This window comes from Actinoplanes sp. NPDC049316 (genome assembly GCF_040677315.1).
GTDB lineage: Bacteria > Actinomycetota > Actinomycetes > Mycobacteriales > Micromonosporaceae > Actinoplanes.
On the sequence record NZ_JBFAQM010000058.1, the window covers coordinates 1 to 21,659 of the forward strand.

Genomic DNA, 21,659 nt, shown 5'->3' on the forward strand with positions numbered 1-21,659 from the left:
GGATCCACTCTTACAATCACCACCGCGGGCACACCGCACTCGGCGGCCAACCACCCTCAAGCCGCGTCCCCAACCTCACGGGTCAGTACATCTAGCTGTCGCCGAGCGCCTTGGCGATGAAGCGCTGGCGGTCGAGGACCACCCGCTCGACGCGGACCTCGGCCACCAGCTCCTCGCCGTCGCGGACGACCACCTCGAACAGCAGCTTGCGGCCGTCCACCTTGGCGAGCGTGGCGAGCGCGGTCACCCGCCGGCCGACCGGCGTCGGTGCGCGGTGCTCGATCTCGGCGCGGGTGCCCACAGTGGTCACCCCGCCGGGGAGCAGCCGCGCGGTGGCCGCGACCGTGGCTGCTTCGGCGAGCGCGAGCACCCGCGGGGTGCCCAGCACCGGCACGTCGCCGGAGCCGACGGACTGGGCGGTGTCGGCGTCGGTGACGGTCAGCTCCACCCGGGCGGAAAGACCGGGGCTGAACTGGGGTAGCTCCATGCGATCAGCTTAGAGGCTCGATCCCGGCGCGCCCGGGGTCGTCGCCGGTGTCTCGCACGCTGCCGGTGCCGGTGTCACCGACGGTGAGATCGGATGGCTGTGTCACGGCGCGGGCCCGGCGGGCCCGGATCGACAGCTGCTCGGCCAGCCACCACGCCTCGGCCAGGTCGCGGTCCTCCGCCACGCCCGAGCGGCCGCCGGCCGTGTCGGCGTACACGCTGGCGAGGCCGAGCAGCCGCTGCACCGGCCCTTGCACCACGCGTACGCTCTGCAGCCGCGCGTACGGCACCAGCGTCATCTCCCGGGTGAGCAGCCCGGACCGCGACACGAACACCTCCGGCGTCAGGCCGACCCCGATCGTGCGCAGCGTGAACGGGTGCAGCCAGCGGGCCCGGGCCGGCGGCGGCGCGGTCGGCAGGGCGGCCAGGTCGACGCCCGGCAGCACCTCCCACACCAGGAAGCGGCCGGATTCGAACGCGCCGACCGGCAGCAGGCGGTCCGAGCGTTTGGCGTCGCCCGACTGCGGGCCCGCGTACCCGGCGATGTCGAGGCGCAGGTGCAGCCAGCCCTGGACGCGCCACAGCAGCGGCCAGGTGACGCCGATCGTCTGCACCCGGTGGAGCGGCACGATCTGGCTGCGCGTCTCCACCAGCCCGTAGCGGACCGCGAGCCGGCCGCCGGGGTCGCGGGCGAGCCGGAAGTCCCAGTCCTGCAGCACCCGGCGGATCGGTTGCAGGAGCACGCCGGCCATCGCGGTGACCGTGCTGGCTATGCCGACGAACGTCCACGAGCCCTCGAGCACGAACTGCATGATGACGAACGCGACGCCGACCGGCAGGAAGAACGCCTGCGGCGTCAGCAGCTGGCTGATCAGCAGGTCGCGGTTGCTGACCCGGAACAGCGGGCGTTCGAGGGCCGGCGCCGGGCCGGTGGCGGCCTGCTCGGCGGTTCCGGGGGTACGCCCGGCGAGCGCGAGCAGCCGCTGCCGCAGCGCGCCGGCCTCACGTACGGTCAGGTAGGCCAGCGGCGCCTCGGTCTTGCCGCCGCCGACCACCTCGAGGCGCAGCTCGGCCAGGCCGGTGAGCTGCGCGAGCAGCGGCCGGCGCAGCTCGACGGCCTGCAGCCGGTCGAGCGGGATCGCCCGGTTGCGCCGCCACAGCAGCCCGTCCTGGATGCGCAGTTCCCGGCCGACCACGTGGTAGCCGGTGTTGAGCCAGCCGACCACTGAGAAGATCACGACGGCGACGGCGAGCACGGCCACCACCAGCGCGAACCGTTCGAGCCCCACCTGTGACAGCGTCTGCCAGCTCAGCGCGGCGACGATGACGGCGATCGACTTGGCGCCGTGCAGCAGCGGGCTGAGCGGGTGCAGGCGCCGGCGCGGCTCCTCGCCGACGACCGGCGGCTCGGGCTGCGGCTGGGGCGGCGCGTCGGCGGTGGTCACAGGCCCTCGGCCCGGTCCTCGCCGAGCGCGGTGAGCCGGTCGCGCAGGCGGGCCGCCTCCTCCGGCGGGAGCCCCGGGATCTTCGCGTCGCTGGCGGCCGCCGCGGTGTGCAGCTGAACGGTCGCCAGGTGGAACGCGCGTTCGAGAGGCCCGGCGGTCACGTCGACGAACTGCATCCGCGCGTACGGGACGATGGAGAGCCGGCGCACCACGAGCCCGTGCCGGACCAGCAGGTCGTTGTCGCGTTCGGCGTACCCCCAGGCCTTGACGGCCCGGACCGTCACGATCGAGCGCCAGATCGCGAGGACGGCGACCGCCGCCATGGCGGCGGGCCAGGCCCAGTGGCCGTTGACGGCCCAGCCGGCGCCGAGCCCGGCGAGGACGACGACCACCCACGCTGCGCGGCTGATCAGCTCCACAGTGATCAGGCTGCGGGACACCGGCCGCCATTCCACGGTGTCCGGCCACGGCTCGAGAGCGTCGCCGGGCGAGGAACCGGCAACGGTGGTCGGGCCGGGGAAGGAACCGCTGGGCTCGGTCACGCCTGAAAGCCTAGGCGGTGGGGTGAAATTCGGTCACCTCGCGCAGGAACCCGCGGGCGTCCAGGAAGCCGCCGAGCGTCTCACGGTGCTGCGTGCAGGCCAGCCACGTCTTGCGGTACGCCGGCTCGTGCAGCTTGGGGTTGTTCCACAGCAGCGCCCACTCCGCCGGCGCGCGACAGCCCTTGGCGGAACACTGGGGTGCAAGCTCCTCGACCACTCCGGAAGCCTAGCCCGGGGGGAGTTGAGCGCCGGGCGACCACGGGGGAAGTCGCCCGGCGACGCGCTGAATGTTACACGGGTCGTCCGGTTCTTCGTCTACCCGCTGCGGGTGCCCGTCCGTGCGCATCGCGCAGAAAGATCGACATCTTCGGACGCTTGCGGTCGGCGCGTAATCCGGCTCCGCCGGACCGCTGTCAGCATGGTCGTGTAAGTCTTGAGCGTCGGCACCCGTGCCGGCGCGACCGCGAAGTGCGACACCCCTGGAGGACCGGTGGCCGAGCCGACCACACCCGAGGGCACGAGCAGCGCCGATCCCGGCGCGCCGGTGCCACCCGCGCAGGACGCCACCCAGCTCGAGCGCGCCATGTTCGAGGTGAAGCGGGTGATCGTCGGGCAGGACCGGATGGTCGAGCGGATGTTCGTCGCGCTGCTGGCCCGCGGGCACTGCCTGCTGGAGGGTGTGCCGGGCGTGGCCAAGACGCTGGCGGTCGAGACGCTGGCCCGGGTGGTCGGCGGCTCGTTCTCCCGGGTGCAGTTCACCCCCGACCTGGTGCCCGCCGACATCGTCGGCACCCGGATCTACCGGCAATCGAGCGAGAAGTTCGACGTCGAGCTGGGCCCGGTCTTCGTCAACTTCCTGCTCGCCGACGAGATCAACCGCGCGCCGGCGAAGGTGCAGTCGGCGCTGCTGGAGGTCATGGCCGAGCATCAGGTGTCGATCGGCGGCGAGAGCCACTCGGTGCCCGACCCGTTCCTGGTGATGGCGACGCAGAACCCGATCGAGCAGGAGGGCGTCTACCCGCTGCCGGAGGCGCAGCGGGACCGCTTCCTGATGAAGATCCTGGTGGGCTATCCGACCGACGCCGAGGAGCGGGAGATCGTCTACCGGATGGGCGTGAGCGCGCCGGAGCCGAAGCAGATCTTCACCTCCGGGGACCTGCTCGCGCTGCAGCGCCGCGCCGACCAGGTGTTCGTGCACAACGCGCTGGTGGACTACACCGTACGGCTCGTGCTCGCGACCCGCGCGCCGGCTCAGCACGGCATGCCGGACGTCGCCCAGCTCATCCAGTACGGCGCCAGCCCGCGCGCTTCGCTGGGCATCGTCCGGGCCACCCGCGCGCTCGCACTGCTCCGCGGCCGGGACTACGCGCTGCCGCAGGACGTGCAGGACATCGCGCCGGACATCCTGCGGCACCGGCTGGTGCTCAGCTACGACGCGCTCGCCGACGACATCCCCGCCGACCACATCGTCGCCCGGATCATGGCGAGCGTGCCGATGCCGTCGGTGTCCGCACGCCAGGACGCCGCTCCGGCGAACGGCCACGCCGCGCAGGTGTCCGGGGTGCCGGCGCCGGCCAGCGGCGGCCCGGCGTACGGCGGCGCCGCACAGGCGAGTGGCCCGGCGTACGGCGGCGCAGGGCAGGCGAGCGGCCCGGCCTACGGCGGCAACGGCAACCCCGCGTATGGCGGCGCGCAGCCGCAGCAGCAGCCGGTCTGGCCGGGGCAGCAGTGACGGTGCTGCGTTGACGACCGCCGACATCCCCGCCCCGGCCGCCGACTCCGGCACGGCCCGGGCCGAGGCCGTGCTGTCGCGCCTGCAGCTGCTCGTGACGCGCAAGCTCGACGGGCTGCTGCAGGGCGACTACGCGGGCCTGCTGCCGGGACCGGGCAGCGAGGCGGGGGAGAGCCGGGAGTACCGGCCGGGCGACGACGTGCGGCGCATGGACTGGCCGGTGACGGCGCGGACCACGCTGCCGCACGTCCGCCGGACCGTGGCCGACCGCGAGCTGGAGACCTGGATGGCCGTGGACCTGTCGGCCAGCCTCGACTTCGGCACCGCCCGGTATCTCAAGCGCGACCTCGTGCTGGCGGCGGCCACCGCGATGGCACACCTGACCGTGCGCGGCGGCAACCGGATCGGCGCGGTGGTCGGCACCGGCCCCGGCCGGGTCGCGCCGGCGCCGGGCGGTGGCTTCCCGTGGCGCCGGCGCAAGGCGGCGGCCGTCGCGGTCCCCGAGGCCGCCCCGGTGGTACGGCTGCCCGCGCGGCCGGGCCGCAAGGAGGCGCAGGGGCTGCTGCGGGCCATCGCGCGTACGGAGATCCGCCCCGGCCGCACCGACCTCGGCGAGCTGATCGACATGCTGAACCGGCCCCCGCGCCGGCGCGGCGTGGCCGTGGTGATCTCCGACTTCCTCTCCCCGGTGCAGGGCTGGGCGCGCCCGATCCGCAAGCTCGGCGTGCGGCACGACGTGCTGGCCGTCGAGGTGGTGGACCCGCGCGAGCTGGAGCTGCCCGACGTCGGTGTGCTCACGCTGGCCGACCCGGAGACGGGCGCGCTGCACGAGGTGCAGACCGCCGACCCGAAGCTGCGGGCCCGCTACGCCGAGGCGGCCGGCCGGCAGCGCGGCGAGATCGCCCACGCCCTGCGCGCCGCCGGCGCCGCCCACCTGCGCCTGCGCACCGACACCGACTGGCTGCTGGACGTCGTCCGCTTCGTGGCCGCTCAACGACACGCTCGCACCCGGGGGACCACCCGATGATCCGTTTCCTGCAGCCGTGGTGGCTGCTCGCCGTCCTGCCCGTCCTGCTGGTGGTCGGTTTCTACGTCTGGCGGCAGTTCCGCAAGCGCCAGTACGCGATGAAGTTCACCAACGTGGAGCTGCTGCGCAGCCTCGCGCCGAAGGGCCTGGGCTGGCGGCGGCACGTCGCGGCGGGCGCGTTCCTGCTCAGCCTGTTCGTGGTGGCGCTGGCGATGGCCCGGCCGTCGGTGGACCGGGAGGAGCCGCTGGAACGGGCGACCGTCATGCTCGCCATCGACGTGTCGCTGTCCATGGAAGCCGACGATGTCACCCCGAACCGGATCGAGGCGGCGCAGGAGGCGGCGAAGGCGTTCGTGCAGGAGCTGCCGCCGACGTACAACCTGGGCCTGGTGTCGTTCGCGAAGGCGGCGAACGTGCTGGTGTCGCCGACCAAGGACCGCGCCGCGGTGCTCGCCGGGATCGACGGGCTGACGCTGGCCGAGGCGACGGCGACCGGCGAGGCCGTGTTCACGTCGCTGGACGCGATCCGGTCGGTGCCCTCGGACGGCGCCGACGGCGCGCCGCCGGCCCGGATCGTGCTGCTCTCGGACGGGTACCGCACGTCGGGCCGTTCGGTGGAGGACGCGGCGGCCGCGGCCTCGGCGGCGAACGTCCCGGTGTCGACGATCGCGTTCGGCACGGACACCGGCGTGGTCGACATCCGGGGCGCGCTGCAGCGCGTACCCGTGGACCGCAAGTCCTTGCAGCAGCTGGCGGAGGACACGAAGGGCTACTTCTACGAGGCGGCGTCGGTCAGCGAGCTCAAGCAGGTGTACGAGGACATGGGCAGCTCGATCGGGCACCGCGTGCAACCGCAGGAGATCACCCAGTGGTACGCCGGGGTGGCCCTGCTGCTGGGGCTGGCTGCCGCGGCCATGAGTCTGCTCTGGACGTCACGACTGCCCTGAGGGGTCTGCGCCCCGTCACGCGCCGGTGAGCAGCGGCAGGACGCCGGTGATCTCGAGGGCCCGCAGGGTGATCCGCTGCGCGTTGACCACCCGCAGCGTCGTCCCACGCCCGCCGGCCAGGGTGTGCGCGTCCATCAGCGCGTTGATGCCGGAGGAGTCGCAGAAGGTCACGCCGGCCAGATCCAGCACGATCGCCTCGGGTCCGCCGGCGAGGCCCGTGCGGACCCGCTCGAGCAGCGCGGGCGCGGTGGCGAGGTCGAGCTCGCCGGTCACCTCGACGTGGACGACGCTCATCGTTGGGATCCGCTCGGCTGCCGGTGCCCGGGGCAGGGGGCCAGGTCGGCCCAGACCTGCTTGCCGCCCTCGTGGTCGCGGACGCCCCATTGCTCGGCCAGCGCCTCGATGAGAGCGATCCCGCGTCCGCCGCGGTCGTCGGGCTCGCGCCGGCGTGGCACGACGGAGGAGCCGTCGGCGACGAGCACGGTGACGCGTTCGTCGTGCGATTCGATGCGGATCTCGACGCAGCCGCCGCCGTGGTTGACGGCGTTGGTGACGAGTTCGCTGATCACCACGGCCGCCGTGTCGAGCCAGATGTCGTCGGCGTAACCCCACCCGGTCAGCACCGCGGTCGCCGCGTGGCGGGCGGCCCGGGGCGCGTTCCTGCCCAGCGGCACGTCGAAACGGGCCGTCAATGCGCTCATGTCCGTCGGTCTTTCTCCCCGCCGCCGGTTGTGCGGTGCCTGAGATACCCGGACCCGGCCGGGCGGCAAACCTGGGCACCGCCTTTCATTCTCACCTCTCGGCGACTCATCGGTGTAGCCGGCCGATCTGCGGGGAAGAGGAATGACAATAACTTGCGCGAATCGGGTCAAAGGGGGCCGGATGGCGACACTGGTGGTCACTGCGCTGTACGCGGTGATCTTCCTCTGGGTGTCGGCCGGCTATCTGCGGCGACGCGACCCGCTGCTGCGTGACGTCATGCTGATTTTCGCCTCGGTGGCGAGCTTCTTCGCCCTCGGCGTGGTCCGCCTCGTCGCCGAGCCACCGGCCGTGGTGCGCGGCCTGGTCGCCGCGTGCGTCCTGGGGCAGCCGTTCCTGACGTTGCGCTTGGTCAGCCGGGTGCGCCGGGTCCCGCGCTGGGCGCAGGGCGGGGCGGCCGCGGCGTGGGCCGCGAGCGCCGTTGTCGTGGTGCTGCTGGGTCCCCCGCTGCCGGCCCGCTACGGCCTGCCGGTGGTGGCGGCGGCCTTCGTGGTGGAGGTGGCCGCGGCAGTGCTGCTCGCCGCCGAGGCCCGGCGCCGGGGAGGCGCGGCCCGGATGCGGCTCGCGTGCGCGGCGATCGGGACGGCCCTGTTCGGCGTGGTGCTCGTGGCCGCCGGTGCGGGCCGGGCCCTGCACGAGGTGGCGCTCGTGCTCGCCGTGATCTCCGCGCTGATGTACATGTCGGCGTTCGTGCCGCCCCGCCCGGTACGCCGCAGGTGGTCCTCGGGTGCCGCGTACGCCCTGATCCGGCGGATGCTCGCGGCGCCGGCCGACGCGACGGCGGAGGACATCTGGCGCGACTACTGCCGTGCCGCGCGGGACATTCTCGGCATCGACGCGGTCCTGGTTCTGGTCCGCGAGCCCGACGGCACGGTGAAGCCCGTCTGCGACCTTGGCTCGGAACCGCGCGGGGAGCCGTACGCCGAGGAGGACCTGCGGCTGCTGCTGGCCCGCGCCGGCCTGATCGATGCGCTCGCGGGCTGGAGCGACCCGCCGCGGATCGCCGTCGACCTGGCTCGTGCCACCGGCACCCGCTACGTCTGCGCGACCGCGCTGGAGGGCTCGGGCGGCGCGCTCCTGCTGCTGCGCCGGCATCGCACGCTGTTCGCCGACGACGACATGGCGCTCGTGGCCGAGCTGGCCGGTCAGGCGGGGGCGCTCGCGCACCGCGCCGACGTACTGGCCGAGCGGGAGCGGCTGGCGGTCATCGTCGAGGCCTCCGACGACGCGGTCATGAGCAAGACCCTCGACGGCACGATCACCAGCTGGAACGGCGGCGCCCGGCGGCTGTTCGGGTACGCCGCCGCCGAGGTGCTCGGCCGGCGCGCCCACATGCTGTTCCCCGCCGGGCAGGAGGGCGTCGAGGACGACGTGCTGGCCCGGGTGGCCCGTGGCGAGCGGGTCAGCCAGCTCGAGGTGGAGAACCGCCGCAAGGACGACAGCGTGGTCCCGGTCTCGCTCACCTCGTCGCCGATCACGGACGCGGCCGGCCGGCCCACCGGGGTGGCGTGCATCACCCGGGACGTCGGGGAGCGGCAGCGGGCCGAGGCCATGTTCCGCGGACTGCTCGAAGGCGCTCCGGACGCCATCCTCGGCGTGGGCGAGGACGGCCGCATCGTCCTGCTGAACGCCGAGGCGGAGCGGATGTTCGGATACCGGCGCGACGAGCTGCTGGGACAGTCGATCGAAGTCTTGGTGCCCGGCAGCGTGCGCGCGCAGCACACGCGGATGCGCCACGACTACTTCGCGGACCCGCAGCGGCGACCCATGGGTGGCGGCACGGCCCTGACGGCGCTGCGCAAGGACGGCAGCGAGTTCCCCACCGAGATCAGCCTCTCCGCCCTGCGGACCGATCAGGGCGTGATCGTCTCGGCGTCGGTGCGGGACGTCACCGAGCGGGTGCAGGCGCAGGCCGAGCGGGAGCGGCTCGCCGCCCAGGCGGAACGCGACGCCCTGGACCGCCGGATGCAGCACACCCGGCGGCTGGAGAGCCTCGGGCAGCTGGCCGGCGGCGTGGCGCACGACTTCAACAACATCCTCGCCGTCGTCGCGAGCTACACCGAGCTGCTGACCGAGACGCTCGATGAGCCCCAGCCCGATCCCGCCGATCTGGCCGCCGCACGGAACGACCTCGCGCAGATCGGCCGGGCCATCGAGCGTGCCACCCGGCTCACCAAGCAGCTGCTCGCGTTCGGCCGCCGCGAGATCACCCAGACGCAGGTGCTCAGCGTGAACCACATCGTCGGTGACGTGGAGCAGCTGCTGCGCCGTACCCTCGGCGAGCACATCCACCTCATCACCCATCTGGACCGCGACCTGTGGCCGGTGTGCGCGGACCCGGGGCAGATCGAGCAGGTGCTGGTCAACCTCGCCGTCAACGCGCGCGACGCGATGCCCGCGGGCGGCACGCTGTCGATCGACACCGGCAACACCCACCTCGACGAGGACGACGTCGCCGAGTACCCCGACGTCTCCGCGGGCCGCTACGTCCGCGTCCGGGTCAGCGACACCGGCACCGGCATGCCGCCCGAGGTCGCCGAGCGCGCCTTCGAGCCGTTCTTCACCACCAAGCCGCAGGGCGCGGGCACGGGTCTGGGCCTGGCCACCGTGTACGGCATCGCCGCGTCGGCCGGGGGGCACGTGCGCCTGCACTCGGAGCCCGGCATCGGCACCACGGTCACGCTCGTGCTGCCGGCCACGGACGCCGCCGTACCGGCACCGGGCGACACCGGGCCCGGGGAAGCAGCGCCGGAGCCGGGATCCCCGCGGGAGACCATCCTGCTGGTCGAGGACGAGGACGCGCTGCGGGAGGCGACCGGCCGCGCGCTGACCCGGGCCGGCTACCGGGTGCTGTCCGCCTCCGGCGGGGCCGTGGCGCTGCGCCTCGCGGAGGAGCATCCGGGTCCCATCCACCTGTTGCTGACCGACGTGATGATGCCGGTGATGATGGGCAACGAGGTGGCTGCGCGGGTGCAGCGGATCCGCCCGGAGACGCCGGTGCTCTACATGTCCGGCTACGCCCAGCCGGTGCTCACCGAGAACGGCACGCTGCCCGAGGGCGTCGTCATCATCGAGAAGCCCTTCACCCGGCAGGCCCTGCTCGACCGGGTGCGGGCCCGGCTTCTCAAATCATCAGACCTTTAGGCGCGGCCGGTGCCGTCCGGAGCCGCTGTGAGCTGCGAAATGTCCCCGTAACACGGGGAGTTTCCGCTGTTCCGGGTGATCACTTTAGACATCGATACCTTTACTTCTGTCGATGGAGTGCATAGGTTGCTCTCATTCGACGAAAGTCGCGGTAATTGTCGATCAAACGATGAGGCGGATCCCGCCATCGCGGCCTGCGCTGGGCGCGGCCGTCCTTCTTTTCTGTGCCGATCGGGATGGAGATCGCATGGACGACAACGTTGTCGGTGCTGCCCGCAGGCCGCTCTCGCGGCGCTCCCTCATGGCCGCCGGCGCCCTGGGAGTGGCCGCTCCGGCGGTCGTGGCGGGCGCGTCGCTGGCGGACCGGCCGGCGAACGCGGCCGCGGGCGTGACCCGCAAGGTGACGATCTACGCCGAGGCGTTGCCCGGCGGGCTCTTCGGGTACGGGCCGGCCCCCGGCCAGGCGAGCGTCCCCGGGCCGATCCTCGAGATGTGGGAGGGCGACACCCTCGAGATCACGCTGGTGAACCGGACGAACCAGCGCCTGTCGATCCACCCGCACGGCGTCGACTACAGCGTCGACTCCGACGGCAGCCCGCTCAACGCCTCCTTCAACAACCCCGGCGAGACCCGTACGTACGTGTGGCGCTCACGCGAGATGGTCGCCACCGAGGGCCGGCGGTTCCTGCCCGGTAGCGCGGGCTACTGGCACTACCACGATCACGCCATGGGCACCGACCACGGCACCGGCGGCGTCGCCAAGGGGCTGTACGGCGCGCTGATCGTGCGCCGCCGCGGCGACATGCTGCCGGAGAAGCAGTTCACCGTCGTGTTCAACGACATGATGATCAACAACCGGATGGCGCCGGACACGCCGATGTTCGAGGCGAATCTCGGCCAGCGCGTCGAATGGATCGCCATCGGCCACGGCGGCACCTTCCACACGTTCCATCTGCACGCGCACCGGTGGGCGGACAACCGGACCGGAATGCTCGAGGGTCCAGCCGACCCGAGCCGGGTCATCGACAACAAGGACCTGAACCCGGGCAGTTCCTTCGGTTTCCAGGTGCTCGCCGGAGAGGGCGTCGGACCCGGCGCCTGGATGTACCACTGCCACGTGCAATTCCATTCCGACGGCGGGATGGCCGGCATCTTCCTCGTCCGCAACGCCGACGGCAGCATGCCGCCCGGCGCCGAGGAGGCCGTCCACCGTTTCCAGGGCCACGTGCACAAGGGGGACATGGGATGAGACATCGGATCGGTCTCGCCGTCACGGCGGTGGTCGCCCTGCTCGTGAGCACGCCGACCGTGGTGGCGTCGGCCGCCCCGGCCGCCCCGGCCGCGGCGGGACTCTCGGTGCTGGTGTTCCACGGGCCGGCGGCCCAGCAGCAGGACCCGGTCGCCCGGGCCGTCCAGACCGTCAAGGACCTCGCCGCGGCCGACGACATCGCGGTCACCGAGTCCACCGACCCCGCCGTCTTCACCCCGGCCGGGCTGGCCCCGCATCGCGCGGTGGTGTTCCTGTCCGCCGACGGCGTCGCGCTCAACCGCGAGCAGGAGAGCGCGCTGCAGGCGTACGTCCGCGCCGGCGGCGGCTTCCTCGCGGTGGCCGACGCCGCCCGGGCCCAGCTCGACTCGACGTGGTTCACCGGCCTCATCGGCAGCCGCCCGGCCGGCGCCATCCCGGTCGCCGAGCCCGTCGCCAAGGTGAGCGCCAGCGGCGAGAACCCGCCGAACGAGACCAAGGAGAAGCTCACCGACGGCGACTCCGGCACCAAGTGGCTCACGCGCACGCCCACCGGCTGGGTCGCGTACGAGCTCGGCAAGCCGACCACCGTGACGGCGTACGCGCTCACCTCCGCCAACGACTTCGTCGGCCGGGACCCCAAGGACTGGACGCTGCAGGGCTCGACCGACGGCACGACGTGGACGGACGTCGACCGGCGTACCGCGCAGACCTTCCCGGAGCGGTTCCAGACCCGTCGCTTCGACGTCGCGACGCCGGGCCAGTTCACCTTCTACCGGCTGACCATCACCGCGAACTCCGGCGAGCCGCTCATCCAGCTCGCCGACCTGCGGCTGTTCACCGGCACCACCACGACGCCCCAGCCGCCCGCCGTCGACGAGGCCGTCGTCGACGTGCTCGACCGGCAGCACCCGGCCACGAAGTCGCTGCCCCTGACCGTCAAGCGGGCTGACCGCTGGACCAACTGGGACCCGAACCCGGTCGGTACCGTGCACACGCTCGCCCAGGTCGAGGAGCGCTTCTACGACCCGGGCCCGGGCGGCAACGGCCCGTTCCACCCCGTCTCCTGGTGCCGCGACTACGACGGCGGCCGCTCCTTCTACACCGGCATGGGACACACCGAGGGAAGCTACGGCGAGACCGCGTTCCGCAGCCACCTGACCGGCGCGCTGCGCTGGACCACGGGCATCCAGCGCGGCGACTGCCAGGCCACGATCGCCGCCAACTACAAGGTCGAGCGGCTGACCGCGGCGAACAAGACCGGCGAGCTCGACCAGATCGGCGAGCCGCACGGACTGACCATCGCCCCGGACGGCACCGTGTTCTACGTCGGCAAGGCGGCCTGCCCGAGCGGCCCGATCGTCGACTGGGCCGACCCGAAGGTGGGCCTGGGCTGCGGCACGATCCACTCGTACGACCCGGCGGCGAAGAAGGCCAAGCTGCTGATCACACTGCCGGTGATGGGCAACCGCGGCAGCGGCTCCGAGCTGGTGAAGAACGAGGAGGGCCTGCTCGGCATCGTGCCCGACCCGGCGTTCGCGACCAACGGCTGGCTCTACGTCTACTGGATGCCGCACGACTCGATCGACCGGGAGAACCGCATCGGGCAGCGGACGATCTCGCGGCTGACGTACGACCGGGCGACCGGCACGATCGACCCGGCCACCCGCAAGGACCTGCTCGAGTTCCCGGTGCAGATCCACAGTTGCTGCCACGCCGGCGGCGGCATGGCCTTCGACGACGAGGGCAACCTCTACGTCGGCTCCGGCGACAACAACTCCTCCGAGGGCTCGAGCGGCTACTCGGGCAACAACTGGACGGCCGAGTACAAGGGCGTGTCCTTCCAGGACGCTCGCCGGACCTCCGGCAACACCAACGACCTCGCCGGCAAGATCATCCGGATCCACCCGGAGCCGGACGGCACGTACACGATCCCGGAGGGGAACCTCTTCCCGCCGGGCACGGAGAAGACCCGGCCCGAGATCTACGTGATGGGCGTCCGCAACATCGCCCGGCTGCAGATCGACCCCGTGCACAAGTGGCTGACCGCCGGCTGGGTCGGCCCGGACGCCTCGGCGCCGAGCCCGGAGCTGGGCCCGGCCAAGTACGAGACCGCCACGATCATCACCTCGGCGGGCAACCAGGGCTGGCCGTACTGCATGGGCAACCGGCAGCCGTACCGGGACCGCAGCAACACCGACGCGACCGTCCTCACCGGCTGGTACGACTGTGACAACCTCAAGAACACCTCGCCGCGCAACACCGGGCTGACCGACATCCCGCCCGCGCGCGACAACATGATCTGGTACTCGCCGGGCGGCGGCGGGCCCGTGTTCCCGGCCCGCGCGGACGGTAGCGGGGTGCCCACGTACAAGGCGGCCGACGCCGTCTACACCCAGCCGTATCTGCGCGGCGGCGGGCAGGCGGTCATGTCCGGTCCGACGTACCACCGCGAGCTCGTGAACACCGCGAGCGGCGTGGCGTGGCCGGCGTACTGGGACGACAAGTGGTTCATCGGTGACGAGTCGAACGCGAACAACCGGGTGGCCGTCACCGTCGACCCGACCGGGGTGCCGCGGCAGGCGCCGCCGGTGTTCGGCGAGTCCCTGCGCGCCATCATCCCGGGAGGCAACGGCGACACCCGGCTGCAGAGCTGGATGGACGCCAAGTTCGGCCCGGACGGCGCCCTGTACCTGCTCGACTACGGCGGCGGCTTCTTCAGCCTGCACCCCAACCAGAAGCTCATCCGGGTCACGTACCAGGGCGGTCCCGCCACCCCCGCGCCCTCGGCGACGTCCGTGGCGGTGCAGAACAAGCCGCTGACCATGGCGTTCACCGGCTCGCGGTCGGGCGGCGTGTCGTACCGCTGGGAGTTCGGCGACGGCGGCACCTCGACCGAGGCGCACCCGCGGCACGCGTACGCCCGGACCGGCACGTACACCGCGAAGCTGACCGTCACCTACGCCGACGGCGAGACGGCCACGACGCAGACCACGGTCACGGTGGGCTGCGCGGTGCCCGACGACCGCGGCACGGTGTGGATCGAGGGAACCGACACCGGCGTGGCGAACAAGCAGGCCGGCGGCGGGTGCACGATCAGCGACCTGATCGACGACGAGAGCACCTGGCCCGACCACGACAGCTTCGTCCGGCACGTCACCACGGTCGCGAACACCCTGCAGCGCGACGGGGTCATCACCGGCCGCGAGGCCGGCGCGCTGACCCGCGCCGCCGCCGGCTCCGAGGTGGGCCGGCCCGGGCACAAGGGCTACGAGCCGATCTTCGACGGCACCGCCGAGTCGCTGCTGGGCTGGCAGCAGGCGCCGTCCGGGCAGTTCACCCTTCAGCCGGACGGCTCGCTGCGCTCCGGCGGCGGGCTCGGCATGCTCTGGTACGCCCAGCAGCAGTACGGCGACTTCTCGCTGAAGCTGCAGTTCCGGGACGTGGCACCGGGCACGGCCCGCGCCAACAGCGGCGTGTTCACCCGGTTCCCCGACCCGCGGACGCCGCTGGAGCAGCGTCCCGCCTGCGGCACGACCGGGTCGGCGCGCACCTCGCAGGCGTGGGTCGCGATCTACTGCGGGCACGAGGTGCAGATCTACGACGGCGACACGGGCGAGCCGCAGAAGACCGGCTCGATCTACAACTTCGATCCCGTGCCGCTGGAGAACGCCGGCGTCACCCCGAAGAACCAGTGGAACGACTACGAGATCCGGGTCGTCGGGCAGCACTACACGATCGTGCGCAACGGCGTGGTGATCAACGAGTTCGACAACACGCCCGGCAAGCAGTCGTCGCGCGCCGGTGACCCGCCGACCGACCAGCGGCAGTTCGCCACCGGCTTCGTCGGCCTGCAGAACCACAGCGACACCGATCTCACCGAGTTCCGCGACATCCGGGTCCGCACGCTCTGACCCGTGGGAGGCAGCATGTCCTTACGACGAGTCCTGGCGGCGCTGCTGCTGGTGGCTTCGGCGCTCGCCGTGCCGGCGCCGGCGGTGGCCGCCCAGATCCTCACCTGGACGACGGACGACGACATCACCCGCTACAAGTCCACGCCGGGCCAGGCCGCGGCGGGGGCGACGACGATCGTCTTCGAGAACAGCGCGGCCACCGGCAACACCACCGGGATGCCGCACACGCTCACCTTCGACACCACCACCGACGGCTACAACCACGACGTCAGCGTCAACATCCTGGCCAGCCCGTTCGACGCGAACAACGGCCGGCACGAGCAGGCGGTCACCCTCACCCCAGGCCGCTACCGCTTCTTCTGCTCGATCCCCGGGCACAGCCAGATGGTCGGGGAGCTGGTCGTCACCGGCAGCGGCGGCGGGGACACCACGGCGCCGACCGTGTCCGGGCAGGTGTCCGGCACCCGTGACGCCCAGGGCGACTACGTGGGCGCGGCCACGGTGACGGTCACCGCCACCGACGCCGGCTCGGGCGTCGACACGGTCGAGTACCAGGTCGACGACACCGGGTTCGAGCCGTACACGCAACCGGTGACGGTCTCGGCGATCGGCGACCACTCGGTGCAGTTCCGGGCCCGCGACAAGGCCGGCAACGTCTCGGAGACCAAGTCGGTCACGTTCCGGGTGGTCGAGCCCCCGCAGGGAGACACCACGCCACCGTCGGTGTCGGGCCAGGTGTCCGGCTCCCGCGACGCGTCCGGAAACTACATAGGTACGGCCACAGTCACGCTGACAGCTACAGATGCGGGATCCGGAGTAGCGCGCGTCGAGTACAACGTGGACGGCGGAGCCTTCACCGCGTACACGAATCCGGTCGTGATCGACGATGAGGGCGCGCACATGGTGCACTTCCGCGCGACCGACGTCGCGGGCAACACCTCGGCCGAGCAGATGCTGTCCTTCACGGTCGTCGCACCGCCCGCGCCGGACACCACCGCGCCGGAGACGTCGGCGCAAGTGACGGGGGAGCGGAACGCGGACGGCGCGTACGTCGGCGCGGCTACGGTGACGGTCAGCGCGACGGACGCGGGCTCGGGCATCCGATCCGTCGAGTACGCGCTCGACGCCGGCGCCTGGACGCCGTACACCGCGGCTGTGGCCGTGCGGACGGCCGGCGACCACACCCTGCGGTACCGGGCGACCGACACCGCGGGCAACACCGCGGCCGAGAAGTCGGTCGCCTTCACGGTCGTGCCCTCCGGCGCCGACGCCTGCCCCGCCTCCGACACCCGCGCCACGGTGATCATCGGCGCCGAGGACACCGGCGTGCCCAACGCCGACACCGGCGACGGCTGCACGATCAACGACCTGATCGCCGAGCACGCGTCCTATCCCGACCACGGCAGCTTCGTCCGCCACGTCGAGGCGGTCACCGACCCGCTCGTCGCCGCCGGCGCCCTCACCGCCCGGCAGCGCGGGGTCATCGTCCGGGCCGCCGCCCGCTCGGACGTCGGAACCTTCAACCAAGGAGCACCGCGATGAGACGTACCGTCGCCCACCTGGCCGTTCTCAGCACCGCCGTCGCCGTCTCGACCTTCGCGGGCGCGCCCGGCGCCCGCGCCGACCTGGTGACGCACTGCGTCGGCACCGGCGGCGCGGTGACCGTCCCCAACGACCTGTACGTGCCCGCCGGCCAGTCCTGCGCCCTCACCGGCACCACCGTCACGGGCAACGTCAGCGTCGCGGCCGGCGCCAACCTCGTGGTCACCGGCGGCCACCTGCGCGGGGACGTGCAGGTCGCCGCCGACGGCTACCTCGACGCGACGAACACCGAGATCGGCGGTGGCGTGGATCTGGCCTCGGGCGGCTACGGCGCGTTCCTCAAGGACGCCTCGGCCGCCTCGCTCACGGTCCGCGCCAAGGGCTCCGCGACGATCGACAGCTTCCTGTTCGTGGAGCACACCTCGGTCGACGGCAACGTCACGACCAGCGCGGGCGAGGTGCGCCTCGACCGCACCACCGAGGTCGCCGGCAACGTCAGCAGCACCGGCTCCTACTACACCGACGTGCACGACTCGTTCGTCGACGGCACGCTGTCGGTGCTCAACAGCGCGACGGGCAGCGTGATCTGCGGCAGCGCGGTCCGCGGCCGGGCCACCTTCGCCGGCAACCTGGGCGGGGTGCAGCTCGGGCCGAACGGCAGCCTCGACAGTTGCGCGTCCGGCGGTTACTGGGGCCGGGACGTCAGCATCACGAACACCACGGGCGGTGTCCGGGTCGACGACAACATCATCGACGGTCAGCTGACCGCCTCCAGCAACACCCCGGCCGCGGTGATCGCCGCGAACAACCGCATCCGTGGCGGCGTCGTCGGTCAGCAGGCGTCCGCCGCCCGGGCTCGCGCGCTGGCGGAGCGGCCGGCCGCCGACCGCGACGCCGCCGGTGAGCAGCGGGCCGAGGCACGCCGCACCGACGCCGTCCAGGAGGCCCGCGCCGCCGGTGACGCCGGGCTGTGAACCGCACACATACCGCGGCGTCGATCGGGGTACCCCTGCGGCGGTGACCGTGCCGTCAGAGGGAGAACGCGTCGTGTCCGCCTACCGGAAGTACTGGGCGATCGTCGTCGTCATGCTCGCCGTCGCCGGGTGCGCGGTGCAGTGGGGGACCCCCGAGTCCGACTCCGCCGCACCGCCCCGGGCCGGCGGCTCGGCGCGCGACGTGGTGACCCCCGCGCTGCGCGACGTCGAGCGGTTCTGGACGGCGACGTATCCCCAGCTGGCCGACGGACGGAAGTTCACCCCGGTCAAGGGCGGCTATCACCCGTACACCCGGAGCAAGCTCCCGCCGCCGTGCGGGGGCGAGCCGACCGACTACCAGCCCAACGCGTTCTACTGCCCGTCCGGAGACTTCATCGCCTGGGACGCCCAGACGCTGATCCCCGAGCTGCAGGCACAGTACGGCGACCTGCTCGTCGGCGTCGTCATGGCGCACGAGTACGGCCACGCGATCCAGACCCGGCTGGGGCAGACCGAGCAGCCCACGGTCGTGCTGGAGCAGCAGGCCGACTGCTTCGCCGGCGCGTGGCTGGCCGACGCGCTCGCCGGCCGCTCCACCGCGTTCACCGGCGTCACCCCGCAGCAGCTGGACAACACGGTCGCGGGGCTGCTGGTGCTGCGCGATCAGCCGGGCACCTCGGCGGCGAACCCGCAGGCGCACGGCAACGCCTTCGACCGCATCCGGGCGCTGCAGGACGGCGTCGAGGAGGGCGCGAAGCTGTGCGCCACGTACCGGGCGGACAACGTGCCGGTGACGGAGGTGCCGTTCCGGACCCGCGAGGACGCGGCCAACGGCGGCGACCTGCCGTACGCGCAGGCGATCAGCGCGCTCAGCCAGGACGCGCAGGACTACTGGTCGAAGGCGTACCCGGGGCTCGCCGGGCAGCCGTGGCAGACCCTGCGGGTCGAGCCGTTCGACGCGGGGTCCCCGCCGGCGTGCGACCGCCCCGACGCCTCGGCCGGGGGAGCGGCGTTCTACTGCCCGGACGGTGACTTCGCCGCCTTCGACAACGCCCGCCTCGCCCCCGCCCTGTACGAGAACATCGGCGACAACGCGGTCGGCATGCTGCTCGGCGACCTGTTCGCCCGGGCCGCGCAGTCCCGCCGGGGCGCCGACACCCGGAACCGCGCCGGCCAGCTCGCCGTGGACTGCCTCGCCGGCTCGTGGACGTCGTCGCAGCTGAGCCGTACGCCGGACCAGGGCATCACGCTCTCGCCCGGTGACCTGGACGAGGCGGTCGCGGCGCTGCTCGCGTTCGGGCGCGCCGGGGGTGACTCGGGCACGAGCGCCTTCGACCGGATCGGGGCGTACCGCGACGGCGTCATCAAGGGCCTCGACGGCTGCACCACCTGAGATGCTTGCCGGGCCGGGCCGGCGGGTACGTCACCGGCAGCCGACGTTGAGGAGACGACCGTGTTCCTGCTTTTCGGGCTCCGTACCCGCGATCACCTGCTGGGCACCGGGCCGATGGTCTGCGACGTCTGCGGGGTGAACGCGATGCAGCAGCTCATGAAGCGGTCGACGAAGTTCACGCTGTTCTTCATCCCGCTCTTCCCCGTACGGGCGGCCCGGTACTTCCGCTTCTGCGGGAACTGCGGCGTCCAGCGGGCGATCGACCCGCGCTTCGCCGAGCAGCTGGCGGCCTGAGTCCACGCGGACGGGTCCGCTGACCGTTTCATCCCATTAGCCTGAAAGAATCGGCCGACCGGAAGTTCTTCGCCTGCTCGGGACCGGGCCGCGCACCGCGGCCCGGCAGGCGGCTGCGCTCTTCGCCCTGGCCGGAGGCCTCGCGCTCGTCGCGCTGGTCAACGAGACCGGGCGCGTCCGCGACCTGCTGCTGGTCGCCGCGGCCGACTTCGGGCTCGCCCTGCTGGCGGTCGTGCTGCCGTGGCAGCGGTGGGGTCCCGCCCGGCCGGCCCTGCTCGCGCTGCCGGGCTTCGCGGTGCTCGGGTTCTCGACGTGGGCGTTCGGGGGCGTCGCGGTGGGCACCGGGCCGTTCCTCGTGCTGCTCTACACCTGGGCGGCCCTGCACTGCCGCCGCCGGGTGCTGGTCGCCCTGGTCGTGCCGGCCACCGCGGCGTACGTCGTGCCGCTGGTCCTGACCCGTCAGCCGCCCGTCGTGCTGAGCAGCGCCTTCATCCTGCTCCCGGTCGCCGTCGCCGTGGCGCTGCTCGTCGAGGCCCAGGCCCGGCACCTGCGCGACGACCGGGAGCGGTTGGAGCGCATCGAGCGCTGGCGGGCCGCGATGATCGGCGCCCTGGCCCATGACGTCCGCTCCCCGCTGGCCGCCGTCCAGATGACCCTGGAGGAGCTCGCGCACGAGGCCACCGGGCCCGGCTCACGCATGATCGAGGCCGCGCTGCGGCAGACCGCGCGCATCTCCCGGCTGGCCAGCGGGCTGCTCGACCTCAACCGCATCGACACCACCGGGCAGCTGCGCCTCGACGTGCAGCCCGTGCCGGCCCGCGCGGCGGTGCTCGACGCGCTCTCGTACGTGGCCGCCGAGATCGACGTACGGGTCGAGGACGGCCGGACGCTGCGCGTGGACCGGGAGCGGTTCGAGCAGATCGTCATCAACCTGGTCGGCAACGCGCTGCGGTACGGTCGCCCCCCGGTGGTCGTCAGCGTCACCGGCGACGGGGTCACCGACCGGCTGGAGGTCCGCGACCACGGCCCCGGCGTCCCCGAGGAGCGCCGGTCCCGGCTGTTCACCCGGTTCGCGGCCGGCGGCGCCGAGGGCGTCGGCCTGGGGCTGTGGATCGTGCGCGAGCTCGCCCGGGCGCACGGCGGCGAGGCCCGCTACGAGCCGGCCGACCCGGGGGCCCGCATGGTGATCACCTTCCCGGCGCTCGCGGGCACACCCGCCGGACTTTCGGATCTTCCGGCGGAATCGAGCACTTTCTGACCTTCACTCCGGGCAGGTACGGGCGGCAGACTGACCCGTCTTTTCCGACCCGTCTCGCTGAAGGAGAACCCCGCGTGCGACGCAGCACGAAGACGTACCTCGCTGCCGGTGTCCTGATACCGGCGGTGGTCACCGCCCTCGCCGTGAACAGCATGGGCACCGCCAACGCCATCGCCAACGGCGAGTTGGTGCCCGAGGGGCAGTACACGTTCTCGGTCAAGCTGACCATGACCGGCATCCCCACCGCCGACGGCGGCAAGCGCAACAGCGGCTGCTCGGGCGCCCTGATCGCGCCGCAGTGGATCATCACGGCCGGGCACTGCTTCCGGGACGCGAACAACGTCCGGGTCGAGCGGCCGGTGGCCGACCTGACGACCGCCACCGTGGGCCGCGCCGACGTCAACGGCACCGGCGGGCACGTGGCCACGGTGGTGGCGGTCCGGCAGTCCCCGACCGCCGACGTCTCGATCGCCAAGCTGGACCAGCCGATCACCGACATCCGCCCGATCCGGCTCAGCCGCACCGCGCCCGAGGCCGGCGCGATCGTCCGGCTCACCGGCTACGGCTCGGTCACCAGCACCAACCCGGTGCCGGAGACGCACCTGCGCACCGGACAGCTGGAAGTCGTCTCCGTCGCCGACTCGGTCACCGGCTTCAAGGGGCACGCCCCGCAGCCGGACACCACGCCGTGCCCGTACGACTCGGGCGGCCCGTACTTCGTGGAGGGCAAGCGCGGACCGGCGCTGGTGGCGGTCGTGAGCAACGGCCCGTCGTGCCCGCACACCCAGGTCGAGAACGGGGCCCGGACGGACAACATCACCAAGTGGGTCTACCGGAGCATGCTGCAGGCCCGCTGAGCAGCGGCCTGTTCGCCCCGGCCGCGGGCGGCGCGCCCGGCACCTTCGCCGTCGGCACCGAGGACTACAAGGTCCTCAAGAACCTGCCCGCCCAGGGCT

18 protein-coding genes are annotated in these 21,659 nt (G+C 72.7%); 12 read left to right on the top strand and 6 right to left on the bottom strand.

Annotated elements, in window-relative coordinates; all coding sequences use genetic code 11:
• Positions 1–91 precede the first annotated feature (91 nt).
• From AB0K03_RS40855 to AB0K03_RS40870, 4 genes are read right to left on the bottom strand one after another with little or no spacing between them, the layout of a single operon-like run.
• Positions 92–487, bottom strand: coding sequence for a thioesterase, FlK family (locus tag AB0K03_RS40855; protein ID WP_364697475.1), 396 nt, complete (start codon positions 485–487; stop codon positions 92–94).
• A 4-nt stretch (positions 488–491) separates the two neighbouring features.
• A complete protein-coding gene (locus AB0K03_RS40860; RefSeq protein ID WP_364697478.1) occupies positions 492–1,931 on the bottom strand; it encodes a PH domain-containing protein in 1,440 nt (479 codons plus the stop codon).
• Positions 1,928–2,473: a PH domain-containing protein gene (locus tag AB0K03_RS40865; RefSeq protein WP_364697481.1), complete on the bottom strand. Its 546-nt coding sequence runs from the start codon at positions 2,471–2,473 to the stop codon at positions 1,928–1,930. The genes AB0K03_RS40860 and AB0K03_RS40865 overlap by 4 nt, the downstream gene beginning before the upstream one ends.
• Before the next feature lie 10 nt (positions 2,474–2,483).
• On the bottom strand, positions 2,484–2,690 hold the full coding sequence (locus AB0K03_RS40870; protein WP_364697484.1) for a hypothetical protein: 207 nt from the start codon (positions 2,688–2,690) through the stop codon (positions 2,484–2,486).
• Between the two features lie 273 nt (positions 2,691–2,963).
• Here AB0K03_RS40870 and AB0K03_RS40875 point away from each other — a divergent pair, with 273 nt between their 5' ends.
• The 3 genes from AB0K03_RS40875 to AB0K03_RS40885 are packed head-to-tail and all read left to right on the top strand — an operon-like array spanning position 2,964 to position 6,179.
• Positions 2,964–4,205, top strand: coding sequence for a MoxR family ATPase (locus AB0K03_RS40875; RefSeq protein ID WP_364697487.1), 1,242 nt, complete (start codon positions 2,964–2,966; stop codon positions 4,203–4,205).
• Between the two features lie 25 nt (positions 4,206–4,230).
• Positions 4,231–5,232 (top strand): DUF58 domain-containing protein, encoded by a 1,002-nt coding sequence (locus AB0K03_RS40880; RefSeq protein ID WP_364697525.1) that lies wholly within the window; start codon positions 4,231–4,233, stop codon positions 5,230–5,232.
• The gene (locus AB0K03_RS40885) at positions 5,229–6,179 is read left to right on the top strand and encodes a VWA domain-containing protein (RefSeq protein ID WP_364697490.1); all 951 of its coding nucleotides are present in this window, start codon (positions 5,229–5,231) and stop codon (positions 6,177–6,179) included. Before AB0K03_RS40880 ends, AB0K03_RS40885 begins: the two co-directional genes overlap by 4 nt.
• 15 nt (positions 6,180–6,194) lie before the next feature.
• On the opposite strand, the gene AB0K03_RS40890 is transcribed toward AB0K03_RS40885, so the two are convergent.
• Both AB0K03_RS40890 and AB0K03_RS40895 read right to left on the bottom strand, forming a co-directional pair.
• Complete coding sequence (locus tag AB0K03_RS40890; protein ID WP_364697492.1) at positions 6,195–6,473, bottom strand: STAS domain-containing protein; 279 nt, start codon at positions 6,471–6,473, stop codon at positions 6,195–6,197.
• A complete protein-coding gene (locus tag AB0K03_RS40895; RefSeq protein ID WP_364697495.1) occupies positions 6,470–6,880 on the bottom strand; it encodes an ATP-binding protein in 411 nt (136 codons plus the stop codon). The genes AB0K03_RS40890 and AB0K03_RS40895 overlap by 4 nt, the downstream gene beginning before the upstream one ends.
• 181 nt (positions 6,881–7,061) lie before the next feature.
• Between AB0K03_RS40895 and AB0K03_RS40900 the strand changes: the two genes are divergently transcribed.
• From AB0K03_RS40900 to AB0K03_RS40940, 9 genes are all read left to right on the top strand, one after another.
• Positions 7,062–10,082: a PAS domain S-box protein gene (locus tag AB0K03_RS40900; protein WP_364697498.1), complete on the top strand. Its 3,021-nt coding sequence runs from the start codon at positions 7,062–7,064 to the stop codon at positions 10,080–10,082.
• A 247-nt stretch (positions 10,083–10,329) separates the two neighbouring features.
• The gene (locus AB0K03_RS40905; protein WP_364697501.1) at positions 10,330–11,331 is read left to right on the top strand and encodes a multicopper oxidase domain-containing protein; all 1,002 of its coding nucleotides are present in this window, start codon (positions 10,330–10,332) and stop codon (positions 11,329–11,331) included.
• Positions 11,328–15,242, top strand: a complete 3,915-nt coding sequence (locus tag AB0K03_RS40910) for a ThuA domain-containing protein (protein WP_364697504.1) — start codon at positions 11,328–11,330, stop codon at positions 15,240–15,242. The genes AB0K03_RS40905 and AB0K03_RS40910 overlap by 4 nt, the downstream gene beginning before the upstream one ends.
• 15 nt (positions 15,243–15,257) lie before the next feature.
• The gene (locus AB0K03_RS40915) at positions 15,258–16,784 is read left to right on the top strand and encodes an OmpL47-type beta-barrel domain-containing protein (RefSeq protein WP_364697507.1); all 1,527 of its coding nucleotides are present in this window, start codon (positions 15,258–15,260) and stop codon (positions 16,782–16,784) included.
• Positions 16,781–17,758, top strand: coding sequence for a hypothetical protein (locus AB0K03_RS40920; protein ID WP_364697510.1), 978 nt, complete (start codon positions 16,781–16,783; stop codon positions 17,756–17,758). Before AB0K03_RS40915 ends, AB0K03_RS40920 begins: the two co-directional genes overlap by 4 nt.
• Before the next feature lie 73 nt (positions 17,759–17,831).
• Entirely contained in the window at positions 17,832–19,151 is a 1,320-nt protein-coding gene (locus tag AB0K03_RS40925; RefSeq protein WP_364697513.1) for a neutral zinc metallopeptidase, read from the top strand.
• A 60-nt stretch (positions 19,152–19,211) separates the two neighbouring features.
• Positions 19,212–19,445, top strand: coding sequence for a zinc-ribbon domain-containing protein (locus tag AB0K03_RS40930; RefSeq protein ID WP_364697516.1), 234 nt, complete (start codon positions 19,212–19,214; stop codon positions 19,443–19,445).
• Between the two features lie 232 nt (positions 19,446–19,677).
• Positions 19,678–20,703 carry a HAMP domain-containing sensor histidine kinase gene (locus AB0K03_RS40935; RefSeq protein ID WP_364697519.1) on the top strand — a complete coding sequence of 342 codons (1,026 nt, stop codon included), beginning with the start codon at positions 19,678–19,680 and terminating at the stop codon, positions 20,701–20,703.
• 74 nt (positions 20,704–20,777) lie between these two features.
• Entirely contained in the window at positions 20,778–21,560 is a 783-nt protein-coding gene (locus AB0K03_RS40940) for a trypsin-like serine protease (protein WP_364697522.1), read from the top strand.
• The last annotated feature ends 99 nt before the right edge of the window (positions 21,561–21,659 follow it).